This is a genomic window from Micromonospora sp. CNZ280 (assembly GCF_011759515.1).
On the sequence record NZ_JAAOYP010000002.1, the window covers coordinates 1,346,100 to 1,370,922 of the forward strand.

Annotated in this window: 22 protein-coding genes and 1 pseudogene; 10 read left to right on the plus strand and 13 right to left on the minus strand. The window is 74.2% G+C overall.

The genetic code is table 11. The features are described 5' to 3' along the window. The first annotated feature begins 37 nt into the window (after positions 1 to 37). The gene (locus FHX32_RS20995; protein WP_167185636.1) at positions 38 to 1,387 is read left to right on the plus strand and encodes a MurL-like N-terminal domain-containing; all 1,350 of its coding nucleotides are present in this window, start codon (positions 38 to 40) and stop codon (positions 1,385 to 1,387) included. Positions 1,388 to 1,418: 31 nt separating this feature from the next. Here the strand turns inward: FHX32_RS20995 and FHX32_RS21000 are convergent, their stop codons facing one another. Further along, positions 1,419 to 3,269, minus strand: a complete 1,851-nt coding sequence (locus FHX32_RS21000; RefSeq protein ID WP_486481219.1) for a PucR family transcriptional regulator — start codon at positions 3,267 to 3,269, stop codon at positions 1,419 to 1,421. 205 nt (positions 3,270 to 3,474) lie between these two features. Here FHX32_RS21000 and FHX32_RS21005 point away from each other — a divergent pair, with 205 nt between their 5' ends. Further along, positions 3,475 to 4,752: a serine hydrolase domain-containing protein gene (locus FHX32_RS21005; protein WP_167185642.1), complete on the plus strand. Its 1,278-nt coding sequence runs from the start codon at positions 3,475 to 3,477 to the stop codon at positions 4,750 to 4,752. Between the two features lie 52 nt (positions 4,753 to 4,804). Here the strand turns inward: FHX32_RS21005 and FHX32_RS21010 are convergent, their stop codons facing one another. Then, positions 4,805 to 5,983, minus strand: a complete 1,179-nt coding sequence (locus tag FHX32_RS21010; RefSeq protein WP_486481249.1) for an epoxide hydrolase family protein — start codon at positions 5,981 to 5,983, stop codon at positions 4,805 to 4,807. Between the two features lie 110 nt (positions 5,984 to 6,093). Then, positions 6,094 to 6,957: a TrmH family RNA methyltransferase gene (locus tag FHX32_RS21015; protein ID WP_486481220.1), complete on the minus strand. Its 864-nt coding sequence runs from the start codon at positions 6,955 to 6,957 to the stop codon at positions 6,094 to 6,096. 108 nt (positions 6,958 to 7,065) lie between these two features. Between FHX32_RS21015 and FHX32_RS21020 the strand changes: the two are divergent. Beyond that, positions 7,066 to 7,350: pseudogene (locus tag FHX32_RS21020) on the plus strand (hypothetical protein); the annotation flags it as partial. 80 nt (positions 7,351 to 7,430) lie between these two features. Here the strand turns inward: FHX32_RS21020 and FHX32_RS21025 are convergent. The 5 genes from FHX32_RS21025 to FHX32_RS21045 all read right to left on the minus strand — a co-directional run bounded on the left by FHX32_RS21025 (position 7,431) and on the right by FHX32_RS21045 (position 13,288). Then, positions 7,431 to 7,994, minus strand: coding sequence for a dihydrofolate reductase family protein (locus tag FHX32_RS21025; protein WP_167185652.1), 564 nt, complete (start codon positions 7,992 to 7,994; stop codon positions 7,431 to 7,433). A 246-nt stretch (positions 7,995 to 8,240) separates the two neighbouring features. Next, positions 8,241 to 10,448, minus strand: coding sequence for a transglycosylase domain-containing protein (locus FHX32_RS21030; protein WP_167185656.1), 2,208 nt, complete (start codon positions 10,446 to 10,448; stop codon positions 8,241 to 8,243). 190 nt (positions 10,449 to 10,638) lie between these two features. Then, positions 10,639 to 11,442 carry a hypothetical protein gene (locus tag FHX32_RS21035; RefSeq protein WP_167185659.1) on the minus strand — a complete coding sequence of 268 codons (804 nt, stop codon included), beginning with the start codon at positions 11,440 to 11,442 and terminating at the stop codon, positions 10,639 to 10,641. A 261-nt stretch (positions 11,443 to 11,703) separates the two neighbouring features. Further along, positions 11,704 to 12,810, minus strand: a complete 1,107-nt coding sequence (locus FHX32_RS21040) for an SPFH domain-containing protein (RefSeq protein ID WP_167185662.1) — start codon at positions 12,808 to 12,810, stop codon at positions 11,704 to 11,706. Between the two features lie 4 nt (positions 12,811 to 12,814). Further along, a complete protein-coding gene (locus tag FHX32_RS21045) occupies positions 12,815 to 13,288 on the minus strand; it encodes an NfeD family protein (protein ID WP_167185665.1) in 474 nt (157 codons plus the stop codon). Positions 13,289 to 13,381: 93 nt separating this feature from the next. Between FHX32_RS21045 and FHX32_RS21050 the strand changes: the two genes are divergently transcribed. Then, positions 13,382 to 14,698, plus strand: a complete 1,317-nt coding sequence (locus FHX32_RS21050; RefSeq protein WP_167186358.1) for a serine hydrolase domain-containing protein — start codon at positions 13,382 to 13,384, stop codon at positions 14,696 to 14,698. Positions 14,699 to 14,846: 148 nt separating this feature from the next. Here the strand turns inward: FHX32_RS21050 and FHX32_RS21055 are convergent, their stop codons facing one another. Then, entirely contained in the window at positions 14,847 to 15,659 is an 813-nt protein-coding gene (locus tag FHX32_RS21055; RefSeq protein WP_167185669.1) for a DUF3097 domain-containing protein, read from the minus strand. A gap of 211 nt (positions 15,660 to 15,870) precedes the next feature. Between FHX32_RS21055 and FHX32_RS21060 the strand changes: the two genes are divergently transcribed. Further along, entirely contained in the window at positions 15,871 to 16,665 is a 795-nt protein-coding gene (locus FHX32_RS21060) for a hypothetical protein (protein WP_167185672.1), read from the plus strand. Positions 16,666 to 16,690: 25 nt separating this feature from the next. On the opposite strand, the gene FHX32_RS21065 is transcribed toward FHX32_RS21060, so the two are convergent. The 4 genes from FHX32_RS21065 to fabG all read right to left on the minus strand — a co-directional run bounded on the left by FHX32_RS21065 (position 16,691) and on the right by fabG (position 20,172). Continuing rightward, complete coding sequence (locus FHX32_RS21065) at positions 16,691 to 17,470, minus strand: HAD-IIA family hydrolase (RefSeq protein ID WP_109898943.1); 780 nt, start codon at positions 17,468 to 17,470, stop codon at positions 16,691 to 16,693. A gap of 42 nt (positions 17,471 to 17,512) precedes the next feature. Further along, a complete protein-coding gene (locus FHX32_RS21070; RefSeq protein ID WP_167185675.1) occupies positions 17,513 to 18,547 on the minus strand; it encodes a ferrochelatase in 1,035 nt (344 codons plus the stop codon). A 115-nt stretch (positions 18,548 to 18,662) separates the two neighbouring features. After that, the gene (gene fabI, locus FHX32_RS21075; RefSeq protein WP_167185678.1) at positions 18,663 to 19,430 is read right to left on the minus strand and encodes an enoyl-ACP reductase FabI; all 768 of its coding nucleotides are present in this window, start codon (positions 19,428 to 19,430) and stop codon (positions 18,663 to 18,665) included. Between the two features lie 37 nt (positions 19,431 to 19,467). Further along, a complete protein-coding gene (fabG, locus tag FHX32_RS21080) occupies positions 19,468 to 20,172 on the minus strand; it encodes a beta-ketoacyl-ACP reductase (protein ID WP_167185681.1) in 705 nt (234 codons plus the stop codon). A gap of 151 nt (positions 20,173 to 20,323) precedes the next feature. On the opposite strand from fabG, the gene FHX32_RS21085 reads away from it, so the two are divergent. The 5 genes from FHX32_RS21085 (at position 20,324) to FHX32_RS21105 (ending at position 24,783) form a co-directional block, all read left to right on the plus strand. Further along, positions 20,324 to 21,553, plus strand: coding sequence for a histidine kinase (locus FHX32_RS21085; RefSeq protein WP_167185684.1), 1,230 nt, complete (start codon positions 20,324 to 20,326; stop codon positions 21,551 to 21,553). Then, the gene (locus tag FHX32_RS21090) at positions 21,550 to 22,212 is read left to right on the plus strand and encodes a response regulator transcription factor (protein WP_167185687.1); all 663 of its coding nucleotides are present in this window, start codon (positions 21,550 to 21,552) and stop codon (positions 22,210 to 22,212) included. Before FHX32_RS21085 ends, FHX32_RS21090 begins: the two co-directional genes overlap by 4 nt. 100 nt (positions 22,213 to 22,312) lie before the next feature. Next, positions 22,313 to 23,221 carry an alpha/beta hydrolase gene (locus FHX32_RS21095; RefSeq protein WP_167185690.1) on the plus strand — a complete coding sequence of 303 codons (909 nt, stop codon included), beginning with the start codon at positions 22,313 to 22,315 and terminating at the stop codon, positions 23,219 to 23,221. Continuing rightward, positions 23,218 to 24,339, plus strand: coding sequence for an acyltransferase family protein (locus FHX32_RS21100; protein ID WP_167185693.1), 1,122 nt, complete (start codon positions 23,218 to 23,220; stop codon positions 24,337 to 24,339). The genes FHX32_RS21095 and FHX32_RS21100 overlap by 4 nt, the downstream gene beginning before the upstream one ends. Positions 24,340 to 24,624: 285 nt before the next feature. Next, complete coding sequence (locus FHX32_RS21105) at positions 24,625 to 24,783, plus strand: hypothetical protein (protein WP_167182784.1); 159 nt, start codon at positions 24,625 to 24,627, stop codon at positions 24,781 to 24,783. The last annotated feature ends 40 nt before the right edge of the window (positions 24,784 to 24,823 follow it).

Here is a 24,823-nt window from a genome sequence, read left to right on the forward strand (position 1 = left end):
CGGACGCGGACGGGTGAACCACGGCCTAGTATGGCGTGTGCTCAACGGACAGCTCCGGCGGATGGACGCCTTCACCTTCCCGTCCTACTCGATCGACCTCTCCACCGGCGAGGCCCTGTTCGACTACCGGCTGAGCGGCCCCGACGCGGAGCTGACCTTCACCGAGGTGGTCACCTTCCCGCTGCCGGCCGAGCCGCCGTCGGACGCCACCGTCGCCGCCCTCGGCCGGGTGCTGGAGCTGCTGCACGTGGTGGCCGGGGTGAGCTACTACAAGGCCGCCGCGCCCGGCCGGCTGATGCTGCCGGCCCCGCTCGGCCCGGCTGCCGCCGCGCTGGTCACCGGCATCTACACCCAGGGCCTCGCCGAGTACGCGTACCGCAACAAGCTGCCGCACGTGCTGGAGCTGACCCCCGAGGTCCCGCCCGGCTCGGTGAAGCCGGCGGCGCCGCTGGACAACTCCGACCGGCGGCCGCTCTCGGCCGTCGGCGGCGGCAAGGACTCGATCGTCAGCCTGGAGGCGTTGCGCCGGGCCGGGATGGACCCGGTGCCGTTCTCGGTCAACCCGAACCACGTGATCGTCTCGGTGAACGAGGCCTCCGGGCTCGCCCCGCTGGCCGCCCGCCGGCGGATCGACCCGCGGCTGTTCGAGCTGAACGCCGCGGGCGCGCTGAACGGGCACATTCCGGTCACCGCGATCAACTCGCTGATCGCGGTGGCCACCGCGGTGCTGCACGGGCTGGGCCCGGTGGTGATGTCCAACGAGCGCTCCGCGTCTGACCCGAACCTGGTCTGGAACGGTCACGAGATCAACCACCAGTGGTCCAAGGGGGTCGAGGCGGAGGGGCTGATGCGGGCGGCGCTGACCGAGCACGCGGGGCTGGCCGAGCCGTACTTCTCGCTGCTGCGGTCGCTGTCGGAGCTGCACATCGCCCGGCTCTTCGCCGAGATCGACCGCTACGACGACGTGGTGACCAGCTGCAACGCCGCGTTCAAGCTGCACGACCCGAGCGAGCGCTGGTGCCGGAACTGCCCGAAGTGCCGGTTCGTCTTCCTGGCCATGGCGCCGTTCATGTCCCGCGAGCGGATCACCCACATCTTCGGCGGCGACCTGCTGGCCGACGCCGGCCAGATCCCCGGCTACCGGGAGCTGCTCGGCGTGGACGGGCACAAGCCGTTCGAGTGCGTCGGCGAGGTGGAGGAGTCGGTGGTGGCGTTGAGCCTGCTCGCCGAGCAGGAGCAGTGGCGCGACGCCCCGGTGGTCCGCGCCCTGGTCGACGCCGTCCCTGACACCGCCTGGTCCGCCGCCGCCACCTCCGACGTCTTCACCCCCGGCGGCCCCCACCACATCCCCCCCACCTACGCCAAAACCCTCACCCCCCTCCCCTGACCCGGTTCGGTCCCTGCGCGGGTGGGGGGCGTCAGGGGGTGCGGATGGCGTCCAGGGCTAGCAGGGCCACGTGGAGGGAGAGGCAGGCGTCGACCGAGTCGAGGTCGACGTCGAGGATGCGGCCGATCCGGGCCAGCCGCTCGTAGAAGGCCGGCCGGGACAGGTGCGCCGCAGCGGCCGCCGCCGACTTGTTCCGGCCCTGCTCCAGGTACGCGCGCAGGGTGCCGAGCAGCTGCTCCCGGGGGTGCCGCGCGTCGTACGCCAGCAGGGCGCCCAGCTCGCGCTCGACGAAGGTCTGCAGGCGTGGCTCGTCGCGCAGCAGGTGCAGCAGCCCGGCCAGACCGACGTGCGGCAGCCGGAAGATCGGCAGGTCCCGTCGGTCCCGCCGGGCGGCCTCGGCGATCTGGCGGGCCTCGGTGAGCGAGCGGCGAGCCTCGCGCAGGCTGCCCACCCCGGAGCCGGCGGCGACGATCAGCCCGGCAGAGCCGGCCGGTGCGCCCCGGCCGCCGGACCGCGAGGAGCCGCCGTCCGGCTGCCGCGGCACCACGGCGTCGGGCTGCCGGGACGCGGCGTCCGGATGCCGGCCGTCCGGGCGGCCCCGGCGCAGCGCGGCGGCGAACGCGGCCAGCGCCCGCTCCTCGGCGGCGGCGTCCGGCAGGGCGAGCAGCGCGCCGACCGCGTGGTCATCGACCGCGCTGGTCAACGCGGTCAGTTTCGCCTCGCGCAGGGCCTGACCGACCGCCTCGGCGAGGTCCCGCAGCCGGGCCGGGCCGGCGTCCGGGGTGGGCTCGCCGAAGGCCCCCGGTTCACCGCTGTCGCCGGTGTGCTCACCGGCCGGGTCGTCGGTGCGGTGGCGGACCACCACCCCGACCAGGTGCCGGCGTTCCAGCACCACGCCGAGCGCCCGGGCGCGCAGCGCCACCTCGTCCACCGGCCGGGAGTGGTCCAGCAGGGCGGTGAGCAGGGTGCGGTGGATCTGCCGTTCCAGCCCTTCGGCGTCGCGGCGGATCAGCCGGACCAGCGCCAGGGTGGACGCGGCCCGCTCGACCAGGATGGTCAGCCGGGTGGGCGGGTCGCCGGCCGGGGTGGGCGCGCCGTCGTCGTGGGCCGTGCCCGGTCCCGCGTCCGTCCCGACGCGGCCGGGCCGGGCCAGCTCGCCGGCGGCCGGCCAGCGCAGCAGCAACCGGCCCCAGTCCTGCCCGCGGGCGCCCACCGTGGTGACCAGCCAGCCGCTGTCCGGGTCGTACGCGGTCCGCCCGGCCGGCCGGATCCGGCGCGAGTGCTGCTCCCAGCCGTCCAGCAGCAGCTCGGCGCTCTCCCCCGCCGGGTCGTAGGCGAGCACCTGGCGGGAGAGGTTCTCCAGCACCACCGGGCACCCGGACAGCTCGGCCGCCTGCCGGATGACCTCGGCCGGGCCGGCGCCCTCGACGGAGAGGTCGGTGAAGCGCTGGTGGATCTCCTCGGTGGCGCGCAGCTCGGTGAGCTGGGCGTCGACGATCAGCGCGTGCACCGCCTCGGTGATCCGCACGAACGGGGTGTCCCGGCGCAGCTCGACCAGCGGCAGGCCGCGGCGCTCGGCGGCGGCGATCATCACCCGGGGCACCTCGCTGGCGTACCGGCGGCCCAGCTCGACCAGCAGGCCGGAGACCCCGACGTCGGCGAGGTCGCCGATGAAGGCGCGCAGCCCGGCGTCGTCGGCGGGCAGCCCGATGCCGGTGGTCAGCACCAGCTCGCCGCCGCCGAGCAGGGTGGCGATGTCGGGCACCTCGGCCACGTGCACCCAGCGCACCGGGCGGTCCAGCCCGGCGGCCCCGGCGACCAGGCGCGGGGCGCCGCGGCGGACCGGGTCCAGGGCGAGGACCTCACGGACGGTAGGGAACACGGCCGACACGCTACCGTCCGTGACCTGGATTCTCGACCGCCCGCCCGGGTCCACACGCCGTGCCCCGGGCAACACCCTCCGCGCGCGCACCGACCGTCCGGTTCGTCCGACGAACCGGCCGTTCGCCCCGGCCGATCCACGGGGCCACCTAGGTTGATCAACTCCGGTAACGTGCCGGTTTCCGTGATCAACCGGAAGGTGGGGCATGAACAGTACGACGGTCAGCCGCAGGACGTTCGGCAAGCTGGTCGGCGCCGCTGGCGCGGGGGCCCTCGGCGTGGGCGCGCTCGCCGCCACGCCGGCCGTGGCGGCACCGGAGACCTGGTCCGCGAGTGGCACCGCGGTTGCCGCGCTGCGCAGCTTCGACGACACCATGAAGAGCTACATGCTGGCCCGGCGGATCTCCGCCGGGCAGCTCGCCGTGACCTACCGGGGGCGGCTGGTGCTGGCCCGCGGCTACGGCAACAACTCGCCGCAGCTGATCCAGCCGACGTCGCTGTTCCGGGTGGCCAGCCTGTCGAAGTCGCTGACCGCGGCGGCGATCGTCCGGCTCGCCCAGGACGGCCGGCTCAGCCTCGGCGACCCGGTCGGGAAGTTCGTCGACCTGACGCCCCCGGCCGGGCAGACGGTCGACCCCCGGCTGGGGCAGGTCACCCTCTGGCGGCTGTTGCAGCACACCGGCGGTTGGGACCGGGACGCGACCAACTTCGACCCGCTGTTCAAGGACCGGATCATCGCCCGGTCCCTCGGGGTGCCGATGGAGCTGCGGCACGCCGACGTCATCCGGTTCATGTCCGGCCAGCCCCTGCTGCACGACCCGGGGGCGACCGTCTCCTACAGCAACTACGGCTACCTGCTCGCCGGCCGGGTGGTGGAGGCGGTCACCGGAGTGCCGTACGAGACGTACGTCAAGCAGACGCTGCTCGCCCCACTGGGCATCACCCGGATGGCGAACGGCTGGACGATCGCCCGACACAGTGGCGAGGTCGGCTATCGGTCGCAGTACACCGGGACGACCGTGCTGGACGACTCGGGCACGACGGTGGCCGCGCCGTACGGCACGTTCAGCATGCGGCTGCACGACGCGAACGGCGGCTGGATCGCCTCGGCGGTGGACATGGTGCGCTGGGCATCCGCCTTCGACGTCGGCAGCACCCTGCTGAACAGCACCTCGCTCAGCCGGATCTGGGCGGTGCCGAAGCCGACCGGTGTGAACAGCAACGGCTGGTACTACGGCCTGGGCTGGGCGGTGCGACCGGTCTCCGGCGGCACCGGACGTAACACGTGGCACACCGGCAGCCTGCCCGGCAACTACAGCCTGCTGGTCCGCACGTACGACGGGATGAGCTGGGCGGCCCTGTTCAACCAGCGCGACGACGACTCCGGGCTCGGCTACGGCGAGATCGACCCGCTGCTGTGGCAGGCCGCGCGCGCCGTGACCAGCTGGCCCACGCACAACTTCTGGTCGAAGTACTACGCCTGACGCCCCGGGGGTGGAGGCGTTGTCGCCGCCCCCACCCCCGGGTCGTCGCGGCTCAGTCGGACGGCTGCGCGCGGAGCTGCCGGAAGAACGCTCGGATGTCACCGACCAGCAGCTCGGGTGCCTCCATCGCGGCGAAGTGCCCGCCCCGGTCGAACTCCGTCCACCGCACGATGTTGTTCGTCTGCTCGGCGATGTGCCGCAGCGGAATGAAGTTGTCCCGTGGGAAGACAGCCAGCGCGGTCGGTGCGGCGGAGGGCTCCGGCGGCGTCTCCCAGTAGTCCGAGTGTGCCCGCTCGTAGTAGATGCGGCCCGACGAGCCCGCCGTCCGGGTGAGCCAGTAGAGCATGACGTTGGTGAGCAGGTGATCCCGGTCGATCGCGTCTTCCGGACGGGTCGACGAGTCCGTCCACTCCTTGAACTTCTCCGCGATCCAGGCCAGCTGGCCGACCGGAGAGTCGGTCAGGCCGTAGGCGAGCGTCTGCGGCCGTGTGGACTGGATCGCCGCGTAGCCGCCGCTGTCGCGGTCCCATTCCTGCGTACGCCGCCACGAGGCCAGCGTCCGATCCCGTTCCGCCGGGCTCAACCGGGCGAGCAGATCCGCGTCGGGCTCCTCCGTCGCGGCCGAGCGCGGCAGCAGGTTCAGGTGTACGCCGATGACCTGCTCGGGGCGGGTACGACCGAGCTCGCGGGAGATGAGCGAACCCCAGTCACCGCCCTGCACGCCGTACCGCTGATAGCCGAGACGCCGCATCAGTTCGGCGAAGGCGGCGGCCACCCGCCGGAACTCCCAGCCGGTCTCCCGCGTCGGCCCGGAGAACCCGAACCCCGGGATGCTCGGCAGGACGAGGTGAAAGGCGTCCGACGGGTCGCCGCCGTGGGCCCGCGGATCGGTCAGCGGCCCGACGACCTCGGTGAATTCTACGATCGAACCCGGCCAGCCATGCGTGATCAGCAGCGGAGTCGCGCCCGGCTCCGGAGACCGGATGTGCGCGAAGTGGATGCCCGCCCCGTCGATCGTGGTGGTGAACTGGGGCCACTCGTTGAGCCGGGCCTCCGCGGTACGCCAGTCGTATTCGTGCCGCCAGTACCGCACCAGCTCCATCAGGTAGTCCCGCGGGATGCCGTACTCCCAGCCCGCGCCGGGCATCTGGTCGGGCCACCTGGTGCGATCGAGCCGCTCGTACAGATCGTCGAGATCGCGTTGCGGTATGTCGACCCGAAACGGGTGGATGCTCACATCGGGCGAAGTCGTCACGACTGCGGATGCTATGTGCTGTTCCGCTGAGCGCACGGGTGTTCTACGTCTCCTTCACCGCGCTGGCCGCCCCGGCCGCACCCGCCTCAGCGGGGATCGTCGCGCCCGAGTTCCCAGAACGCCACGGCGGCGGCGGCGGCCACGTTCAACGAGTCCACTCCGCGCCGCATCGGGATGACCACCCGCACGTCACTGGCCGCCTGGGCTGCCGCGGTGAGGCCGGGGCCCTCGGCTCCGAGGAGCAGCGCCGCCCGCTCGCGGTGCGCCGCGGTGAGCCGCTGGATCGGCACGGCGTCCGGAGCCGGCGTCATGGCGAGCACGGTGAAACCCGCCTCCCGTACCTGGTCCAGGCCCTCGGGCCAGCGCTCGAACTTGGCGTACGGCACCGCGAACACCTCGCCCATGCTGACCCGTACGCTCCGCCGGTACAGCGGGTCGGCACACGTCGGGGAGAGCAGGACGGCCTCGATGCCGAGCGCGGCAGCGCCCCGGAAGATGGCGCCCAGGTTGGTGTGGTTGTTCACGTCCTCCAGGATCACCACCCGGCGCGCGGTGGCCAGCACCTCGGCCGCCGTCGGCAGTGGCTTGCGCCGGAACGACGCCAGCACCCCGCGGTGCACGTGGAAACCGGTGGCCCGCTGGAGCACGTCGGGGGTGGCGGCGTAGACCGGGGTGTCCCCGGTGTCGAGGTCGGCGAGCTGGTCCACCCGCTTCGCGTCCACCAGGTACGACCGGGCCGGGTAGCCGGCCCGCAGCGCCCGGCGCAGCACCAGCTCCCCCTCGGCGATGAACAGCCCGTGCGGTGGTTCCCAGCGGGTGCGCAGCTCGACGTCGGTCAGCGCGCGGTAGTCGGCGATCCGGTCGTCGTCGGGGTCGGTGATCTGGTGGACGGGCACCCGCCGATTCTGCCGGACCGGGCCGGCCGGGCCACCGACCCGTCCGGTGAACACCCGACGGCGGCCGTTCTGTCCGGTAAAGATGGGAAATGCCGGGCACGGCGGTGGATCGACCGGAGGGACCAGTCAGGTGAGCGCAGACAGCGGTGACGGGTGGCGGGCGCCTGGTACGCCCGGCACGTCCAGGTCCGCCCCGGCATGCCGGCCAGCCTCTCCGGCACGCTGCAGTCCATGGGCGGCGCCATGCCGTACGCCCTGTCGGCCAAGTTCGCGGTGGTGATCAACGCGCTGGTGGACCCGGCCGAGCTGATGCTGCCGCCGCACTTCACCGCCGGCCAGGCGCGCAGGACGGCGGCGGCGATGCTGCATGGCGACTCCGACTGGGCCGGGATCGTCCGCCGCGGGCTGCCCGCCACGGTCGCCGCCTTCCGCCCCCGCCGCGGCTGACCGCAGGCGGCGACCCGCCGCCACCCGGCCTGGCGAAGCCCCGCCGGGCGGCCGGCGTCAACCGGGGGTTTCGGCGGTGGTCAGTTGACCCGGTCGTAGCGCAGCAGCACGGACCGCGCGTCGAAGGCGCGGGTCTCGACCAGGCGCAGGTCGAACCGGTCCTTGGCCGCGAAGACCGGCTTGCCGCCGCCGAGCACCACCGGGTGCACCACCAGGTGGTACTCGTCGATCAGCCCTGCCTCGGTCAGCGCCCCCGCGAAGTTGGCGCCGCCGGAGAGCAGCAGGTCGCCGCCGGGTTCGCCCTTGAGCGCGGCGACCTCCTCGGCGAGGTCGCCGCGGCCGATCAGCCGGGCGTCCCAGTCGGCGGCGGTGAGCGTCCGGGAGGCCACCACCTTCGGCGTCCGCCGCCAGATCGGCGCGAACGCCAGGTCGTGCGGGTCGTCCGACATCGACTCGACCTGCGGCCAGTAGGCGGACATCAGCTCCCACACCCGCCGGCCGTAGAGGAACGCCTCGATCCGGTCGTGCAGGCCGAAGGAGTACGCGGACAGCTCCGGCCCCATCACCGGCCAGTCGAACTCGCCGTTCGGGCCCTCGATGAAGCCGTCGAGCGACTGGTGCACGTAGTAGACGATCTTCCGCATCCGTTGTTCCCCCTGGTGTCGGCCGCCCCTCGTGGGCGTCTTCGCCAGGTGGTCGGAGCGGCCCCGCCGGATCCGACAGCCCGCGACGGCCTCTTCCCAAATTTTTCCGAACGCCGCCCCCGGCTGGACCGGGTCAGGCTCAACGACGGTGTGGCCTGCCGCCGGACCGAGGCCACGCCTTCACCGGAACGCGGCCTCGGTCGCGCGTCGGCGGCGGGCGGCGGGCGGCGGGCGGCGGGCGGCGGGTCAGCCTCGGCGGTCGAGCCAACGGCGCAGGTCGGCCAGCGGGTCGTCGTCGGCGGGGCGCCGCTCGTCGGACGGCCGGACGACCGGGGGTCGCTCGACCGGGCGGCGCGGGTCGCCGACCAGTTCCCGGCTGGGCGCGGCGAACGCCTGCTCCGGCTTGCCGTCGACGGCGGTGGCGATCACCCGGGCGACCGCCTCGATCACCCGGGCCTGCACCGCCGAGCCCACCGAGTCGGTCGGGTCGTCGGGGTTGGCGGCGATGCCGGCGACCGCCACCTGCGGGGTGAAGCCGACGAAGGTCTCGGTGGCGTTCCGCTCGGAGCTACCGGTCTTGCCGGCGACCGGGCGGCCGTCGAGGATCCGGTTCACCGCGGTGGCCGTACCGCCGTTGCACTGCCCGTACGGCGATTGCTGGCCGACCGGGCAGCGGGCTGCGTCGGTGGCGGCCCGGGCCACGTCGGCGTCGAGCACCCGCTTGCAGGAGGGGTCGCCGACCGGCACCCGCTCGCCGTCCGGTGCGGTCACCGAGACCACCGGCAGCGGCGCGCACCAGGTGCCCTCCGCCGCGACGGTGGCGTACGCGTTGGCCAGGTCCAGCGGGGTGGTGGCGGCCACGCCCAGGGTGAACGAGCCCCAGTTCTCGGCGTGCTCGCGGGCGAACTCGGCGTCGGAGTCGGCCCGGAAGGTGATGCCGAGCCGCTGCGCCATCTGCACCACCTTCTCCGGCCCGACCTGCTCGGCCAGCCACACGAAGTAGGTGTTCACCGAACGGCCGAAGCCGTCCCACATCATCCGGTAGCCGTCCATCCACTCCGGGTTGGCGTTGGCCGGGCACCACCGGCCGTCGCAGCTGCTCTCGCCCTCGGCGGCGTACCGGGTGGGCAGCCGGCTGGGCGCGTCGAAGCCGGTGGCCAGCGGCTTGCCGGCCTCCAGCGCGGCGAGCATGGTGAACAGCTTGAACGTCGAGCCGGCCTGGTAGCCGTCGACGCTGTCGCCGCCGGAGATCAGCGGGTTGACGGTGTTCGGGCGGTTGGCCTGCCCGTCCGGGTTGGCGTCGAGGCTGTAGTGCCGGTTGACCGCCATCGCCAGCACCCGGCCGGTGCCCGGCTCGACGGCGGCGATCGGCACGGCCCGCTTGTTGCCGTACCCGTAGATCTTGGTGGCCTCCCGCTGCGCGGTGGCCTGGACCTGCGGGTCCAGCGAGGTCACCACGGTGTAGCCGCCGCGGCGCAGCGCCTGCTCGCGTTCCTCGACGGTGGCGCCGAACTCCGGCTGGGCCAGCCACCACTGCCGCAGGTAGTCGCAGAAGAAGCCCCAGTCGTCGTGGCCCTGGGCGACGGCGGTGCAGCCGTTCGGCTGCGCGGTCGGACGCAGGGTCAGCTTCTCGGCCTTGGCCCGCGCCGCCTGCTCGGCGGTGATCGCCCCGGTCTCGACCATCGAGTCCAGCACGTACCCGCGGCGCTCCAGCGCGGCCCCGGCGTCACCGTCGATCGGGCTGTACGCCTCCGGTGACTGCACCAGGCCGGCGAGCAGGGCCGCCTCGGCGAGGGTGAGGTCGGCCGGGGACTTGGCGAAGTAGCGCTGGCTGGCCGCCGCGACGCCGTACGCCCCGGAACCGAAGTACGCGATGTTCAGGTAGCGGTTGAGGATCTCGTCCTTGCTGAGCCGCTCCTCCAGCGCGCCCGCGTACCGGATCTCCTGGAGCTTGCGGCCGACGGTCTGCTCGGTGGCCGCGGCGCGTTCCTCGGCGGTGCGGCTGGGGTCGGTCTTGAGCACGTTCCGGACGTACTGCATGGTCAGCGTCGAGCCGCCCTGCTCGGTGCCGCCTCCGGAGACGTTCGCCACCAGCGCCCGGAACAGCCCACGCAGGTCCGCCCCGCCGTGCGAGTAGAACCGCCGGTCCTCGGCCGCCACGATCGCCTGCCGCATCACCGGGGCGATCTCGGCCAGCGGGACGTCGCTGCGGTTCACGTCGTAGAACGTGGTGATCAGCGTCTTGCCGTCGTTGGCGTAGAGGTAGGAGCGCTGGGGCGTGGCCGGGGTGCGCAGCGCCTCCGGCAGCGCGGCGTACGACCCGAGCGCCGCCTTGGCGGCGAACCCGAACAGCAGGTTGCCCGGCAGCGCGGCGACCGCGAGGACGAGCCCGGCGAGCACGCCGGCGAGCAGCACGGTGAACAGCCGCGACAGCGGCGAGCGGGGCGGGGCCATGGTCCCCAGAATTACCGCGAATGCCACCAACCGACCACCCCCGCTCCCCATCTGTCAGCAACCTCACCGCCGCCTCCCAGCAACCTCCCACCCACCCCGCCCACCCTCGTTGATCATGAGGTTGACGGCGAAGTCGATCTGCAACCCTCATGATCAACGCGATGGCGAGCGGGCGTGGCAAGGGCGCGGGTCAGGTGGGGAGGGGGCCGGTGGGACCGGTGGGGGTGGACGGGGCGGGGGTGGCGAGGCTGGCGCTGGCGGCGTCGCGGGCGATGTCGGCGGGGACCAGCCGGCCGGAGCGGTAGCCGATGCCGATGCCGGCGATCAACACGAAGATCGCCCCGAAGGTCTGCAACGAGCCGATCAGCGCGCCGCCCAGGCCGAGCAGCGGCGCGGCGATCATCAGCATCACCCCGTCGCCCATGCTGAACATCCCCGAGCGGGCCACCGACCAGCCGGTGAAGGCCCACCCCGCGCTGTAGCAGGTCGCACCGACCAGCACCAGGGTCCGGGCGGTGGTGCCGAAGACCGGGGTCTGCTCCGCCAGGCCGGCGAAGGGCAGCATGAGTACCGTGCCGGCGATGCTGACCAGCAGCCCGGTGGCGGCCACCCGGCGGCTGCGGGTCGCGGCCAGCAGCCCGGTCAGCGCGAGCAGGGCGAGCAGCCCCAGCCAGACCGCGCCCACCCAGCCGAGCAGGTACAACGGCCGGCCGTCGGCCGGATACGGGTCGTTGCCCACCCCGCCGTCGCTGGCCATCGACACCACGCCGTAGAGCACGGCGTACGCGGGCAGCAGCCACACCGCCGCCCGGGCGAAGCGGCGCACCGACCAGGCCCAGCTGGCGTTGGTGGCGGGGCCGGCCGGTCCCGGCTCACCCACGAAGGGCAGCACCCCGAATCCCCCGCCGGTACGCCGGGCGCCGAGCGGCCCGGTGGGGTCGTGCGCGCCGGGGACCGGGGCCGTGGACCACACCCGCTTCGCCGGATCCTTCATGCGTCACCTCGCTCATCCGACGAGCGGCGCTGGACGCCCCCCGGTGCCCGCTGCCTGGTCACCGCCCGTCCTCGCACCGATGGTGGCAGCGGTCGGGCGGGGCATGAGTGGCTTTCGCGTTATTCCCAGGTAGCCGCGCGGCCGCCGTCGGGCGAAACGCGCCGCGATCGGGCCCGGCGTGCCGGATGTCCCGAAACGGCAACGGGTCGCCGGGCGTGCTCCGCGGCGGAGCACGCCCGGCGACCCGCGTCGCCGTACCGGTCAGCCGCGCTCGCGCTGGTCGGCCGGATCGTTGAGCAGGCTCGCCGGGGAGACCGGCTCGGGCGCCGGCAGCCCCTGCGGCTTGCCGCCGGTGGCCTGCGCCTCGGCGACCCGTACCTCGTCGTGGATCTGCTGAGCCGCGGCGGCCGCCGCCTGCGCGGCCTCGGCCGCCTCGCGCTCAACCTCGCTCGCCCCGTCGGCGGCCTCCGGCGCTGGCTCGTCGCCGACCATCCGGCTCAGCCCGCCGAGCGCGCCGCCCATCCCCTCGAGGGCCTTGGTCAGCTCCGCCGGCACGATCCAGACCTTGTTCGCGGTGCCGTTGGCGATCTGCGGCAGGGCCTGGAGGTACTGGTAGGCGAGCACCTTCTGGCTCGGGTTGGCCTGGTGGATGGCGTCGAAGACGGTCCGGATCGCCTTGGCCTGGCCCTCGGCCTGCAGGATCCGGGCCTGCCGGTCACCGTCGGCGCGCAGCACCGCGGCCTGCTTCTCACCCTCGGCGGTGAGAATCTGCGACTGCTTGTGCCCCTCCGCGTTGAGGATGGCGGCGCGGCGGTCCCGCTCGGCGCGCATCTGCTTCTCCATCGAGTCGCGGATGCTCGGCGGCGGCTCGATCGCCTTGATCTCCACCCGGGTGACCTTGATGCCCCACCGGCCGGTGGTCTCGTCGAGCACGCCCGACAGGTGCCGGTTGATCTCCTCACGACTGGTCAGGGCCCGCTCCAGGTCGAGCGAACCGATCACGTTGCGCAGTGTGGTGACGGTGAGCTGCTCGATCGCCTGGAGGAAGTTCGAGATCTCGTACGTGGCCCGGACCGAGTCGACCACCTTGAAGTAGAGGACGGTGTCGATCGAGACCACCAGGTTGTCGGAGGTGATCACCGGCTGGGGCGGGAAGCTGACCACCTGCTCGCGCATGTCCACCTTGGTACGCACCGCGTCGATGAACGGCACCAGGAGGTTGAGCCCCGGGTTCAGCGTGCGCTTGTACTTGCCCAGCCGCTCCACCACGTCCTGGCGCTGCTGCGGCACGATCCGCACCGCCTTGGCCAGGGTGATCACCGCGATCAGCGCCACGGCTATCAGCAGGACCGGGAACACGAGTTCCATGTACTCACCTTTTCGCGTCAGGTAGCTCGCCGGAAGAAGAAACGTCGTCCCGCCAGACCAGGGCGGTCACACCCCGGACCTGGATCACCTGCACCCGTTCACCCGGGTCGAAGACCTGACCCGCGTCGTACGAGCGGGCGCTCCACAGCTCACCGTCGATCTTGACGAGGCCGCTGTCGGCGTCGACCCGCTCCAGCACCAGCGCGCTGCTGCCCTCGATCGCCTCGACCCCGAACGGCTGCTCGCCGCTGGCGAGCGCGGAGCGCTGGTGCCGGCGCAGGGTCGGCCGGACAGCCAGCACGGTCAGCGCCGACACCCCGGCGAAGACGATCGCCTGCACGCCGACCGGCGCCCCCAGCGCCGCGGCACCCGCCGCGGCGAAGGCACCGGCCGCGAACATGATCAGGAAGAGCGTCGTCGTGAAGATCTCGGCGACGGCCAGCAGCACACCCAACACGATCCACAGCACGGCGTCCACCCTTAGATCGTGACACGGAAATGCACGCGCGACCTCTTCGCCATGATCAGTAAGCTCGACGGCACCGCATCGCCGGCCGAACGAGGAGACGCCGTGGCCCTGCTGCCGGAGACCGCCCGGAAGATCGACGAACTGGTCACCGCCGCGCAGTCGGCCGGCCGTACGCCGTCGCTGGTGATCGGGGTGGTGCGCGACGGCGCGCTGGCCCACCTCGCCACGGCGGGCGAGCATCCCCGCCCGGACGCGGACCTGCAGTACCGGATCGGCTCGATCAGCAAGACAATGACCGCCACCCTGGTGATGCAGGAACGCGACGCCGGGCGGCTGCGGCTGGACGACCCGCTGGCGGAGCACCTGCCCGGCACCGCGGTCGGCTCGCTCACCCTGCGCCAGTTGCTCGGGCACGCCAGCGGCCTGCAGCGCGAGCCGGACGGGCCGTGGTGGGAGCGCGCCGAGGGCGTCGACCTGGCCACCCTGCTGCGGGGTGTGACCGCCGAGAAGATCGCCTACCCGCCGCACCGCTGGTACCACTACTCGAACCTGGCGTACGGGCTGCTCGGCGGGGCGCTGGAGCGGATCACCGGCACCCCGTGGGCCGACCTGCTGCGGCAGCGGATCCTGGAGCCGCTGGGCATGCGCCGCACCACGTACGCGGCGACCGAGCCGTTCGCCCGGGGCTACGTGGTGCACCCATGGCACGACACGCTGCGGGAGGAGCCGCGTACCGACACCCGGGCGATGGCCCCGGCCGGGCAGCTCTGGTCCACCGTCGAGGACCTGGCCCGGTGGGCCGCCTTCCTGGCCGACCCCCACCCGCGGGTGCTGGCGGCGGAGACGCTGACCGAGATGTGCGCGCCGGTGGTGATCAGCGACCCCGACTCGTGGAGCGTCGGGCACGGCCTGGGCCTGGAGCTCTACCGGGAGGGCGACCGGGTGTACGTCGGGCACGGCGGATCGATGCCCGGCTACGTGGCCGCCCTGGCCGTACACCGCCCGTCCCGCACCGCCGTGGTCGGCTTCGCCAACTCGTACGGCTTCCGCTGCGGCGGGATCGGCTCGCTCGGGCAGCGGGTGCTCACCACCGTGCTGGACGCCGAGCCGGCGATCGCGCGGCCCTGGCAGCCGACCGCCGCGGCCCCGCCGGCCGGGGTCGCCGTGGTGACCGGCCGCTGGTGGTGGATGGGGGTCACCCTCGACCTGACCTGGGACGCCGCCACCGGCGAGCTGGTGGCACACGTCCGCGGCGAGCGGGTGAGCCGGTTCGCCCCGGAGGGGACGGACCGGTGGCGCGGCCGCTCCGGCCCGGAGAACGGCGAGATCCTCGCCGTGCTCCGCGACGACACCGGTCAGGTGGCAGCCCTCGACATCGCCACCTTCCTCTTCACCCGCACCCCCGACCAGGAACCCTGACCACCCCACCCGCCGCACCGCGCCGCAAAATCGCGCGACAACCTGGATGTAGTGGCCTCCCAGCTACCCGATGCCGCTCCATCAAGGATCGAGCACGATCTTGCGCACGCAGACGGAAGGCGGGCGCCGGCCCCAAGCGCAACCCTGGTCAGGCGGGTTCGGTGACGAAGTCGATGAGGCGTTCCATCGCGTTGATCAGCGGCGTCTCCACGTCGGCGAAGCTGTCGACCCGGGACAGGATGTGCCGCCACATGTCCGCCGGCTCGGCCACCCCGAGGGCCGCGCAGACGCCCTCCTTCCACGGCCGCCCCGGCGGCACCACCGGCCACGCCGGGATGCCCAGCGCCTTCGGCTTCACCGCCTGCCACACGTCCACGTACGGATGCCCGGTGACCAGCACGTGCGGGGAGGTCACCTGGGCGACGATCCGGCTCTCCTTGGAGCCGGGCACCAGGTGGTCGACCAGCACGCCGAGCCGCCGGCCGGGGCCGGGGGCGAACGCGCGCACCTCGGCGTCGAGCGCGTCGATGCCGTCCAGCGGCTCCACCACCACGCCCTCGATCCGCAGGTCGTCGCCCCAGATCCGCTCGACCAGGGCGGCGTCGTGGATGCCCTCCACCCAGATCCGGCTGGCCTTGGCGACCTGGGCGCGTACCCCGTCGACGGCGATCGAACCGGAGGCGGTGCGGCGGCGGGCGGCCGGGACCGGGGCGCGGGCCGGGCGGCGCAACGTCACCGGCTGGCCGTCGAGCAGGAACGCGGCCGGCAGCAGCGGGAAGTTGCGCCGGCGACCGTGCCGGTCCTCCAGCACCACCGCGCCGGACTCGAAGCCGACCACCGCGCCGCAGAACCCGGATTCGGCGTCCTCGACCACGAGGTCCGGTTCCGCGTCGACCTCGGGGGTGACCTTCCGCCGCCGCCAGTCCCCCGCCAGCACGTCGTCCGCATACCGCCCAGCCATGCCGATCAAGCTAACCGGCCGTCCGCACCCCCGCACCCGACACGCCGACGGCCGGCGGGCCGGCGGCGGGTCGATCATGCGGTCCCGGGGGTAGCCGGCAAACCCGGCAGACATCGACGATCCGCCCACCACAATGCCATGATCGACGGCAGAAGGAACGGTCGGAGCGGCAGTCGAGACAGGGGCGGCGGAGACCACGTACCCTTTCGGCATGTCCACCCCCGCAGCGGGTGCGGCCACACTCGCGCCGCGCCGGTCGAGCCGGTTCGTCGCCTGGGTGCGCGCGTGGCGCGCCGGGCTGGTCCCCTTCGACGAGGTCGCCGACGCGATCGCCGGCGCCGAGGAGCACCTCGTCGCGGACGCGCCCGGCACCTGGACGGACGTGTCGCTGCGCGACGCGCTGCCGACCCTGGCCAAGCTCTCGCCGGACGAGATCCGGCTGGTGCTGCCCGCGCCGGGCGACCCGCGCGGGCTGCCCGGGCCGGGCGATTTCGCCGGCGCGGCGCTGCTCGCCGGCGAGGCGGTGGTGGCCGGGGGCCTCGGGCTGATCCCCGAGGTACGCACACACACCTCCGGCTCCGGCGACACCTTCGAGACGGTGCTGTGGCGGGTCTACCCGCTGCCGGCGGACGCGCCGGCGGCCTCGCTGTCGCTGCCCGGGGCGGCCGAGGCCGAGGCGGAACTGGCCGCCGCGCTGGCCGAGACGACGGCGGCGCTGACCCGGCTCGACGTGGCGCAGTGGCGGCCCGAGCTGGCCGGGGCGCTGGAGGCGCTGCGCCGGCCGGACGGCACCACCGACCTGCCGCCCGGGTTCGACCCGCGCGCCCGCCGGCTCTTCGCCCGGGCCGCCGTGCTGGACCGGGTGCTGGCCCTGGCCGGGCACGCCGCGCCGGGCGGGGCGATCAACAACTACGAGGCCCAGCAGCGCGACGCCGCGCTGCGCCCGCTCACCGCGGCCTGCCGGCAGGCGCTGGTGGCCGCCTGCAACGCCCCGCTGCGCCCCTGACGGGAGGCACGCTGACGGCCGCCGGTCAGACCTCGTCGAGCAGGTCGGCGACGGAGTCGACGATCCGCGACGGCCGGTACGGGTAGCGCTCCGCCTCGGCGCGGGTGCTGATCCCGGTGAGCACCAGGATGGTCTCCAGCCCGGCCTCCAGGCCGCAGAGGATGTCGGTGTCCATCCGGTCGCCGATCATCGCCGTCGACTCGGAGTGCGCGTCGATCGTGTTGAGCGCCGAGCGCATCATCATCGGGTTCGGCTTGCCGACGAAGTACGGCTCCACCCCGGTCGCCTTGGAGATCATCGCGGCGACCGAGCCGGCGGCCGGCAGCGCTCCCTCCACCGACGGGCCGGTGGCGTCCGGGTTGGTGCAGATGAACCGGGCCCCGTCGTTGATCAGCCGGATCGCCTTGGTGATCGCCTCGAAGCTGTAGGTGCGGGTCTCCCCCAGCACCACGTAGTCCGGCGCGAAGTCGGACAGCACGTAGCCGACCGCGTGCAGCGCGGTGGTCAGCCCGGCCTCCCCGATCACGTACGCGGTGCCGCCCGGCCGCTGGTCGGCCAGGAACTGCGCGGTGGCCAGCGCGGACGACCAGATCGCCTCCTCCGGCACGTCGAGCCCCATCCGGCCCAGCCGGGCCCGCAGGTCCCGGGGCGTGTAGATGGAGTTGTTGGTGAGTACCAGGAACGGCTTGCCGGAGGCACGGAGCTTCTTGACGAACTCCGGCGCGCCGGGCACCGGCTGCCCCTCGTGCACGAGCACGCCGTCCATGTCGGTCAGCCAGCTCTCCACGGTCCTGCGCTCATGCATGGTGTCGTCCCAGGGGTCGTCGGGGCGGGTCGTCCGCCGGGGTCAGGAGGGGCGGCGGGTGGGCACGCAGCACACCGTCGGGCAGGTGTCCCACATCGGCAGCTCGCCGAGGCGGCGGCGCCGGGTGATGCCGTCCGGCTCGATCCGCTCCAGGACCAGCTCGCGCACCATCGCCACGAACCGGGGATCGGTGCCGGGGGTGCCGGCCCGGACGAAGTCGAGGCCGTGCTGCTTGGCCGTCTCGCGCGCCTCGGTGTCCAGGTCCCACACCACCTCGAGGTGGTCGGAGACGAAGCCGATCGGGCTGACCACCACCGCGGTGGTGTCGCCGGCGGCGGCGAGCGCGGCGAGGTGGTCGTTGACGTCCGGCTCCAGCCACGGCACCTGCGGCGGGCCGGAGCGGCTCTGCCAGACCAGGTCCCAGGGCAGGTCCGGGGCGGCCGCCGCGTGGACCAGCCGGGCCACCTCGTGCAGCTGCGCCTCGTACCGGCCGCCGTGCGGACCGGCGTTGGCGGCCATCGAGGTCGGCACGGAGTGGGCGGTGAAGACCAGCCGGGTGCCGGCCCACTTCGCCGGGTCGAGCTGGGCCAGGGCCGCCCGGACGGCGTCGACGTGCGGCTCGACGAAGCCGGGGTGGTCCCAGAACTGGCGCAGCTTGTCGATCAGCGGGGCGTCCGGGCCGACCGCGGCGCGGGCCGCGGCGATGTCGTCCTGGTACTGCCGGCAGGACGAGTAGCCGCCGAACGCGCTGGTGACGAAGGCGAGCGCCCGGGTCACCCCGTCGTCGCGCATCTGGGTGACGGTGTCCGCGAGCATCGGGTGCCAGTTGCGGTTGCCCCAGTAGACCGGCAGGTCGAGGCCGTGGGCGGCGAAGTCGGCCCGGATCGCGGCGAGCAGGTCGCGGCTCTGCTGGTTGATCGGGGACACCCCACCGAAGTGCTGGTAGTGCTCGGCGACCTCGGCCAGCCGCTCCGGCGGCACGCCCCGGCCCCGGGTCACGTTCTGCAGGAACGGCATCACGTCCTCCGGCCGCTCCGGGCCGCCGAAGGACACCAGCACCACCGCGTCGTACGCCATGGGCCCATTCTTGCCCGCGGCCGGCGCCGGGTCGGCGACGCCCCCGGGATGCGTGAGCCGGACGACCCCCCGGCGGCCGGCGTCCCGGGCGGCCCGGAACGCCGGCCGGTGCGGCTCAGGCGCCGATGGCGTGGTAGCCGCCGTCGACGTGCACGATCTCGCCGGTGGTGGCCGGGAACCAGTCGGAGAGCAGCGCCAGGCAGGCCCGGGCCGTCGGCTCCTGGTCGGTGAGGTTCCAGCCCAGCGGGGCGCGCTCGGCCCAGGCGTCCTCGAACTGCTCGAACCCGGGGATCGACTTCGCGGCCATGGTGCGCAGCGGCCCGGCGGCGACCAGGTTGCTGCGGATGCCCTGCTTGCCGAGGTGCAGGGCGAGGTAGCGGGAGGCGGACTCCAGCCCGGCCTTGGCCACGCCCATCCAGTCGTAGACCGGCCACGCCTTGGTGGCGTCGAAGGTCAGGCCGACCACCGCGCTGCCGGGAGACATCAGCGGCAGCGCCGCCATCGCGAGGGACTTGTACGAGTACGTGGAGACCTGCAGCGCGGTGGCCACGTCCTCCCACGGGGCGTCGAGGAAGCCGCCGCCAAGGCAGCTCTGCGGGGCGAAGCCGATCGAGTGCACCAGCCCGTCCAGGCCGTCGACGTGCTCGCGTACCTTGTCGGCGAGCCCGGCGAGGTGCTCGGCGTTGGTGACGTCCAGCTCGATCACCGGGGCCGGTTCGGGCAACCGCTTGGCGATCCGTTCCACCAGGGAGAGCCGGCCGAAGCCGGTGAGCACGACCTGGGCGCCGTTCTCCTGAGCGAGCTTCGCCACCGAGAAGGCGATCGAGGCGTCGGTGATCACGCCGGTGACGAGCAGTCGCTTACCGGCCAGCAGTCCGGACATACAGGGGTTCCTCCGTACTTTCTCGAGTGACCGGTGCTCAGTGACCCATGCCCAGGCCGCCGTCGACCGGGATCACCGCGCCCGAGATGTACCCGGCGCCGTCCCCGGCCAGCCAGGTGACCGCCGCGGCGACCTCGTCGGGGCTGGCCATCCGGCCCGCCGGGATCGACTTGCGGATCTCCGCCCGGCGCTCCTCGGACAGCACGGCGGTCATGTCCGTGTCGATGAAGCCGGGGGCCACCATGTTCGCGGTGATGTTGCGGCTGCCCAGCTCGCGGGTGATCGAACGGGCCACCCCGACCAGGCCGGCCTTGCTGGCGGCGTAGTTGACCTGGCCGGCGCCGCCGGAGAGGCCGACCACCGAGGAGATGAAGATCATGCGGCCCCACCTGGCCCGCAGCATCTTGCCCGAGGCGCGCTTGGCGCACCGGTACGCGCCGGTCAGGTTGGTGTCCAGCACGCTGGTGAACTGCTCTTCGGACATCCGCAGCAGCAGCGTGTCGTCGGTGATGCCGGCGTTGGCCACCAGCACCTCGACCGGCCCCAGCTCGGCCTCGACGGCGGTGAAGGCGGCGTCGACCGAGTCGGAGTCGGTGACGTCGCACCGGACCCCGTACAGCCCCTCCGGCGGCTCGCCGCCGCGGTGCGTCACCGCCACCCGGTCGCCCTGCTTGGCGAAGGCCTGCGCGATGGCCAGGCCGATCCCGCGGTTACCTCCGGTAACCAGCACTGTTCGAGCCACGGTGGGTTCCTCTCCGAAGATCGTGCGGCTTGGAGACTAGGCGTTACCGCACGGTAATCACTAACCCGCCCGACGTCATACCGAGGTACGACCCGCTGGATCATCCTGCGGGAGCACGACCGGAGCGTCCCGCCGAACTACCCTGCGGGGGATGGACCGCAGTCCCGCCCGTGCCGCCCTGGCCGGCCTTCGCCGCCTCGCGGTCGGGCCGGACTACCCACCGGTCCGGCCACCACTGGGCCGCTGGCGCCGAACGGCCGCCGTCGCGCCGACGGTCGGGCTGCTGGCGCTGGTCGGGCTGACCCTGGTCACCGCGGCGTTCCTGATCGACTCACGAGAACTGCCCGCCGCCACCGCATGGCTGATCGCGATTCTCACCGTCGCGCCGCTGCCGATCCTGCTGGCCCGACCGCTGTGGGCCTGGCGGATCATGTTCGTCGGGCAGCTGTTCGGCACCTTCAACCGGCGGCCGACGGACGACTGGCCGTGGAGCCCCACCCAGATCCTCGTCATCATCGTCGTGCTGACCGCGGTGGCGGCGCGGGTCGACCGCGTCGTGCTGGCCTGGATCGGGCTGATCAGCATCATCCCGGTCTGGATCTTCGTCGCGCCGCGCAACCAGGTCGGCATCATCCTGCTCTTCGTCGTGCTGCTCCTCCTCGGCGACCTGGTGCGGCGCAACGTGCTCACCCGGCGGGCACTGGTCGAGCAGGCCGAGCGGAGCGAGCTGGAGCAGGCCCGCCGGGCGGTGCTGGAGGAACGCACCCGGATCGCCCGGGAACTGCACGACGTGGTCGCCCACCACATGTCGATGATCGCGGTGCGGGCGGAGACCGCGCCGTACCGGCTCGACGCCGTGCCGGAGCCCGCGCGGGCCGAGTTCACCGCCATCGCCGGCGCCGCCCGGGAAGCGCTGACCGACATGCGCCGGCTGCTCGGCGTGCTGCGCAGCGAGGCGGCGGATCCGGAGACCGCGCCACAGCCCGGGCTGCCGGACGTGCCGGCGCTGGTCGAGGCCGCCCGGCGGGCCGGCATGACGGTGACCCTGGAGGTCGACGTGCCCGCCGAACCGCCGGCGCCGGTCGGGCTGGCCGCGTACCGGATCGTGCAGGAGGCGCTGGCCAACGCGGCCCGGCACGCCTCCGGCGCCGCGGTGCGGGCGACGATCCGGGGCGCGGCCGGCGACCTGGAGGTCCGGGTGGCCAACGACCGGGGCGACGCCCCGGCCACCGGGGGCGGCGGCCGGGCCGGGCACGGGCTGACCGGCATGCGGGAACGCGCCGTGTCGCTGGGCGGTACGTTCACCGCCGGGCCGACCGACGACGGCGGGTACGCCGTGGTCGCGGTGCTGCCCTGCGACGGGGAGGACGGGACGGGATGATCCGGGTGCTGATCGCCGACGACCAGGCGATGGTCCGGCAGGGCTTCGGCGCGCTGCTGGCCGCCCAGCCGGACCTGCTGGTGGTCGGCGACGCCGCGGACGGGGCACAGGCGGTCGAGGCGGCCCGCCGGCTCGACCCCGACGTGGTGCTGATGGACGTGCGGATGCCGGTGCTGGACGGGCTGGCGGCCACCCGCAAGCTGCTCGGCGACCGCCCCGCCGAGCGTCCCCGGGTGCTCATCCTGACCACCTTCGACCTGGATGACTACGTCTACGAGGCGCTCCGCGCCGGGGCCAGCGGCTTCCTGCTCAAGGACGCCCCGGCCGCCGACCTGGTGCACGCGGTCCGGGTGGTGGCCGGTGGCGACGCGCTGCTCGCCCCGGCGGTCACCCGCCGGCTGATCGCCGAGTTCGCGGCCCGGCCGGAGCGGCGCCGCCCCCGCCCCACCGAACTGGCCGCGCTGACCCCGCGGGAGACCGAGGTGCTGCGGCTGATCGCCCGCGGCCGGTCGAACACCGAGATCGCCGCCGACCTGGTGGTCGCCGAGCAGACCGTGAAGACCCACGTCGGCCGGATCCTGGCCAAGCTGGGCCTGCGCGACCGCGCGCAGGCCGTGGTGCTGGCGTACGAGACGGGTCTGGTGGCCGCCGGGGAATAGCTCCCCGGTACCGGGCCGGGGATGGCTCCCCGGGGTGACGCGCCGGCACCGTCCGGCACCGCACGCTGCCCACCGTGACCGACACGGAGGGAGCACGGTGATGCGGTGCAACGGTGTGCTGAAGGTGACGCTGGCCGCGCTGCTCGGCGCCGGGGTGGTGCTGCCGGCCCGGCCGGCCCCGGTGGCCGCGGCCGGGTTCGTCGACCGGTACCCGGCCACGGCGGCGGCGATGCGGGCCGCCGGCGCGCCGTACGCCGACTGGGCCGAGCGCGGCCGGCGGTTCCTGGCCTTCGACCCGCGCGGCGACGGGCTGGCCGTCGAGGTGGTCGGCGACCTGGCCGGCGCGGACCGGATCGCGGTGCTGGTGCCCGGGGTGGGGTGCACGCTGCGCGACTTCGACCGGGGACTGGGCGGGGTGGCCCGGCGTGCGCCGGCCGTGCAGGCCGCCGAGCTGCACGGCGCGCTGCGGTCGGCCGACCCCGGCGCCCGGGTCGCCGTGCTCGCCTGGCTCGGTTACGACCCGCCCGACGGGGTGCTCACGGCGGCCGGGACGAGCGCCGCCCGGCGGGGCGCCGCCGCCCTGTCCGACCTGCTGGCCGAGCTGGCCGCGCGCCGGCCGCGGGCCCGGGTCACCCTGGTCGGGCACAGCTACGGGGCGCTGGTGGTCGGGCTGGCCGCGCGGCGGGCGCCGACACAGGTGACCGACGTGGTGACCCTCGGCGGGATCGGCGTCGGCACCGACCGGGCGGACCGGCTCGGCGGCGTACGGGTCTGGGCGGCTGAAGCGGAGACGGACTGGATCCGCCGGGTGCCCCAACTGCGCCTGCCCGGGCTGGGGCACGGCATCCGGCCGGCCGACCCGGCCTTCGGCGCCCGGCCGCTGCCGGTGACCGGGGTGACCGGGCACGACCGGTACCTGAGTCCCGGCGGAGCCACCCTCGACGCGGTGGCGTCGGTGGTGCTCACCGGCACCGCCGGTGCCGCGACGGCGGGCGGAGCGGCCCGGTGAGCCGGGACCGCGCGGTCGACGCGCTGCGGGCGTACGCGGTGGGCGGGGTGGTGCTCGGGCACTGGCTGGTCACCGGCCTGGTGCTCGCCCCGGACGGCACGCTGGCCCAGGCCAGCCCGCTGACCGCGATGCCGTCGCTGGCGCCGGCCAGTTGGCTGCTGCAGACGCTCGGGTTGTTCTTCTTCGCCGCCGGGTACGCCTCGGCCCGGTCGGCGGCCCGGCAGTCCAGCGGGCGGGCCTGGCTCGCCCGCCGGCTGCGCCGGCTGGTGCTGCCGGCGGTGGCGCTGCTCGGCACCGGGGCGGCGGTACTGCTGGCCGCCACCGTGCTGGGCACCCCGGACGGCACGCTGTCGGTGGCGTTGACGCTGACCGTCAGTCCACTGTGGTTCCTGCTGCCGCTGCTCGTCCTGGTGGCGCTGACCGCACCGCTGCGCGCCGCCGTACGCCGGTGGGGTCCGCTGCGCTGCGCCCTCCCGGCGGTGGCCGTGGTGGCCGTGGCCGACCTGGCCGGCCGGCTCCATCCGCAGGTCCCCGGGCGGCTGCCGGTCGCCGTGCTGGCCGCGTGGGCGGTGCCCTACCTGCTGGGGCTGGCGCACGCCGACGGCCGGCTCGCCGGCCGGCGGTCCGCGCTCGGGCTGGCCGGCGCCGGAGCCGCCGGGCTGGCCGGCCTGCTGGCGCTCGGCTACCCGGTCAGCGCGGTCGGGGTGCCCGGCGCGGCGGTGTCCAACCTGCACCCGCCGTCGCTGCTCGCGGTGGCCCTGGCGGTGACCCAGGTCGGGGTGGGTCTGGCGGCCCGGCCGGTGCTGGCCCGGCTGACCGGGCGGAGTTGGCCCGGCTGGGCGGTGGGCCTGGTCAACCGCCACGCGGTGCGGGTCTACCTCTGGCACCAGCCGGTGCTGGTCGGGGTCACGGTGCTGGCCGCCCGCACCGGCGTCGCCCTGCCCGGGCTGCACACCGCGCCGGACGGACCCGGCTGGTTGGCGGCCCGGCTCTGCTGGTTGCCGGTGCTGGCCGCCGTGCTGCTGGTGCTGGTCCGCGGGCGGGCGACCGGCGGGTCGGCGACCGCCCGGCCGGCCGGACGCCCACCGATGGACGGGGTCACCCGCCCGGTCGGCTGAGTGCGGGGGCCTGCGGCGCCGGGTGTACGATGATCGGCGTTTGCGGGCCGTCGTGCGGCCCGCGTTCCGGGCCCCGCCGACCGCAGGAGGTGATCGCTGTGCGAGATAGCGATCCTCCCAGTCGTGGCCGGGCCGAACGTCCGCTCCGCTGAGCCACGGCTCAGCAGGTGAGCTGACCCGATCCCGCTCCCCGCACCGCCCGCTCCCCGGCCGTCCGCCGGGGGCGGTCGTGCCGCGCCGCCCACCACCCGGCGCTCCGGGAGCCGCCCGGTCACGACTTCGTGTGTGCGTCCTGATCCACCCGCACGGTCCGCGCCTTCGCCCGCCGGGCCGTCCAGCCGCCACCCGGAGCTGACCATGAGCCGCTACCTCGCCCCGCTGGGCTTCACCCTCGCCGCCGTCTGGGTCGCCGTCGTCTTCGTCCTGGCCGGCGCGGGCCACTGACCCGCACCGGCCCGGCGCGCCCCCGAAGACGGGCGGGCGC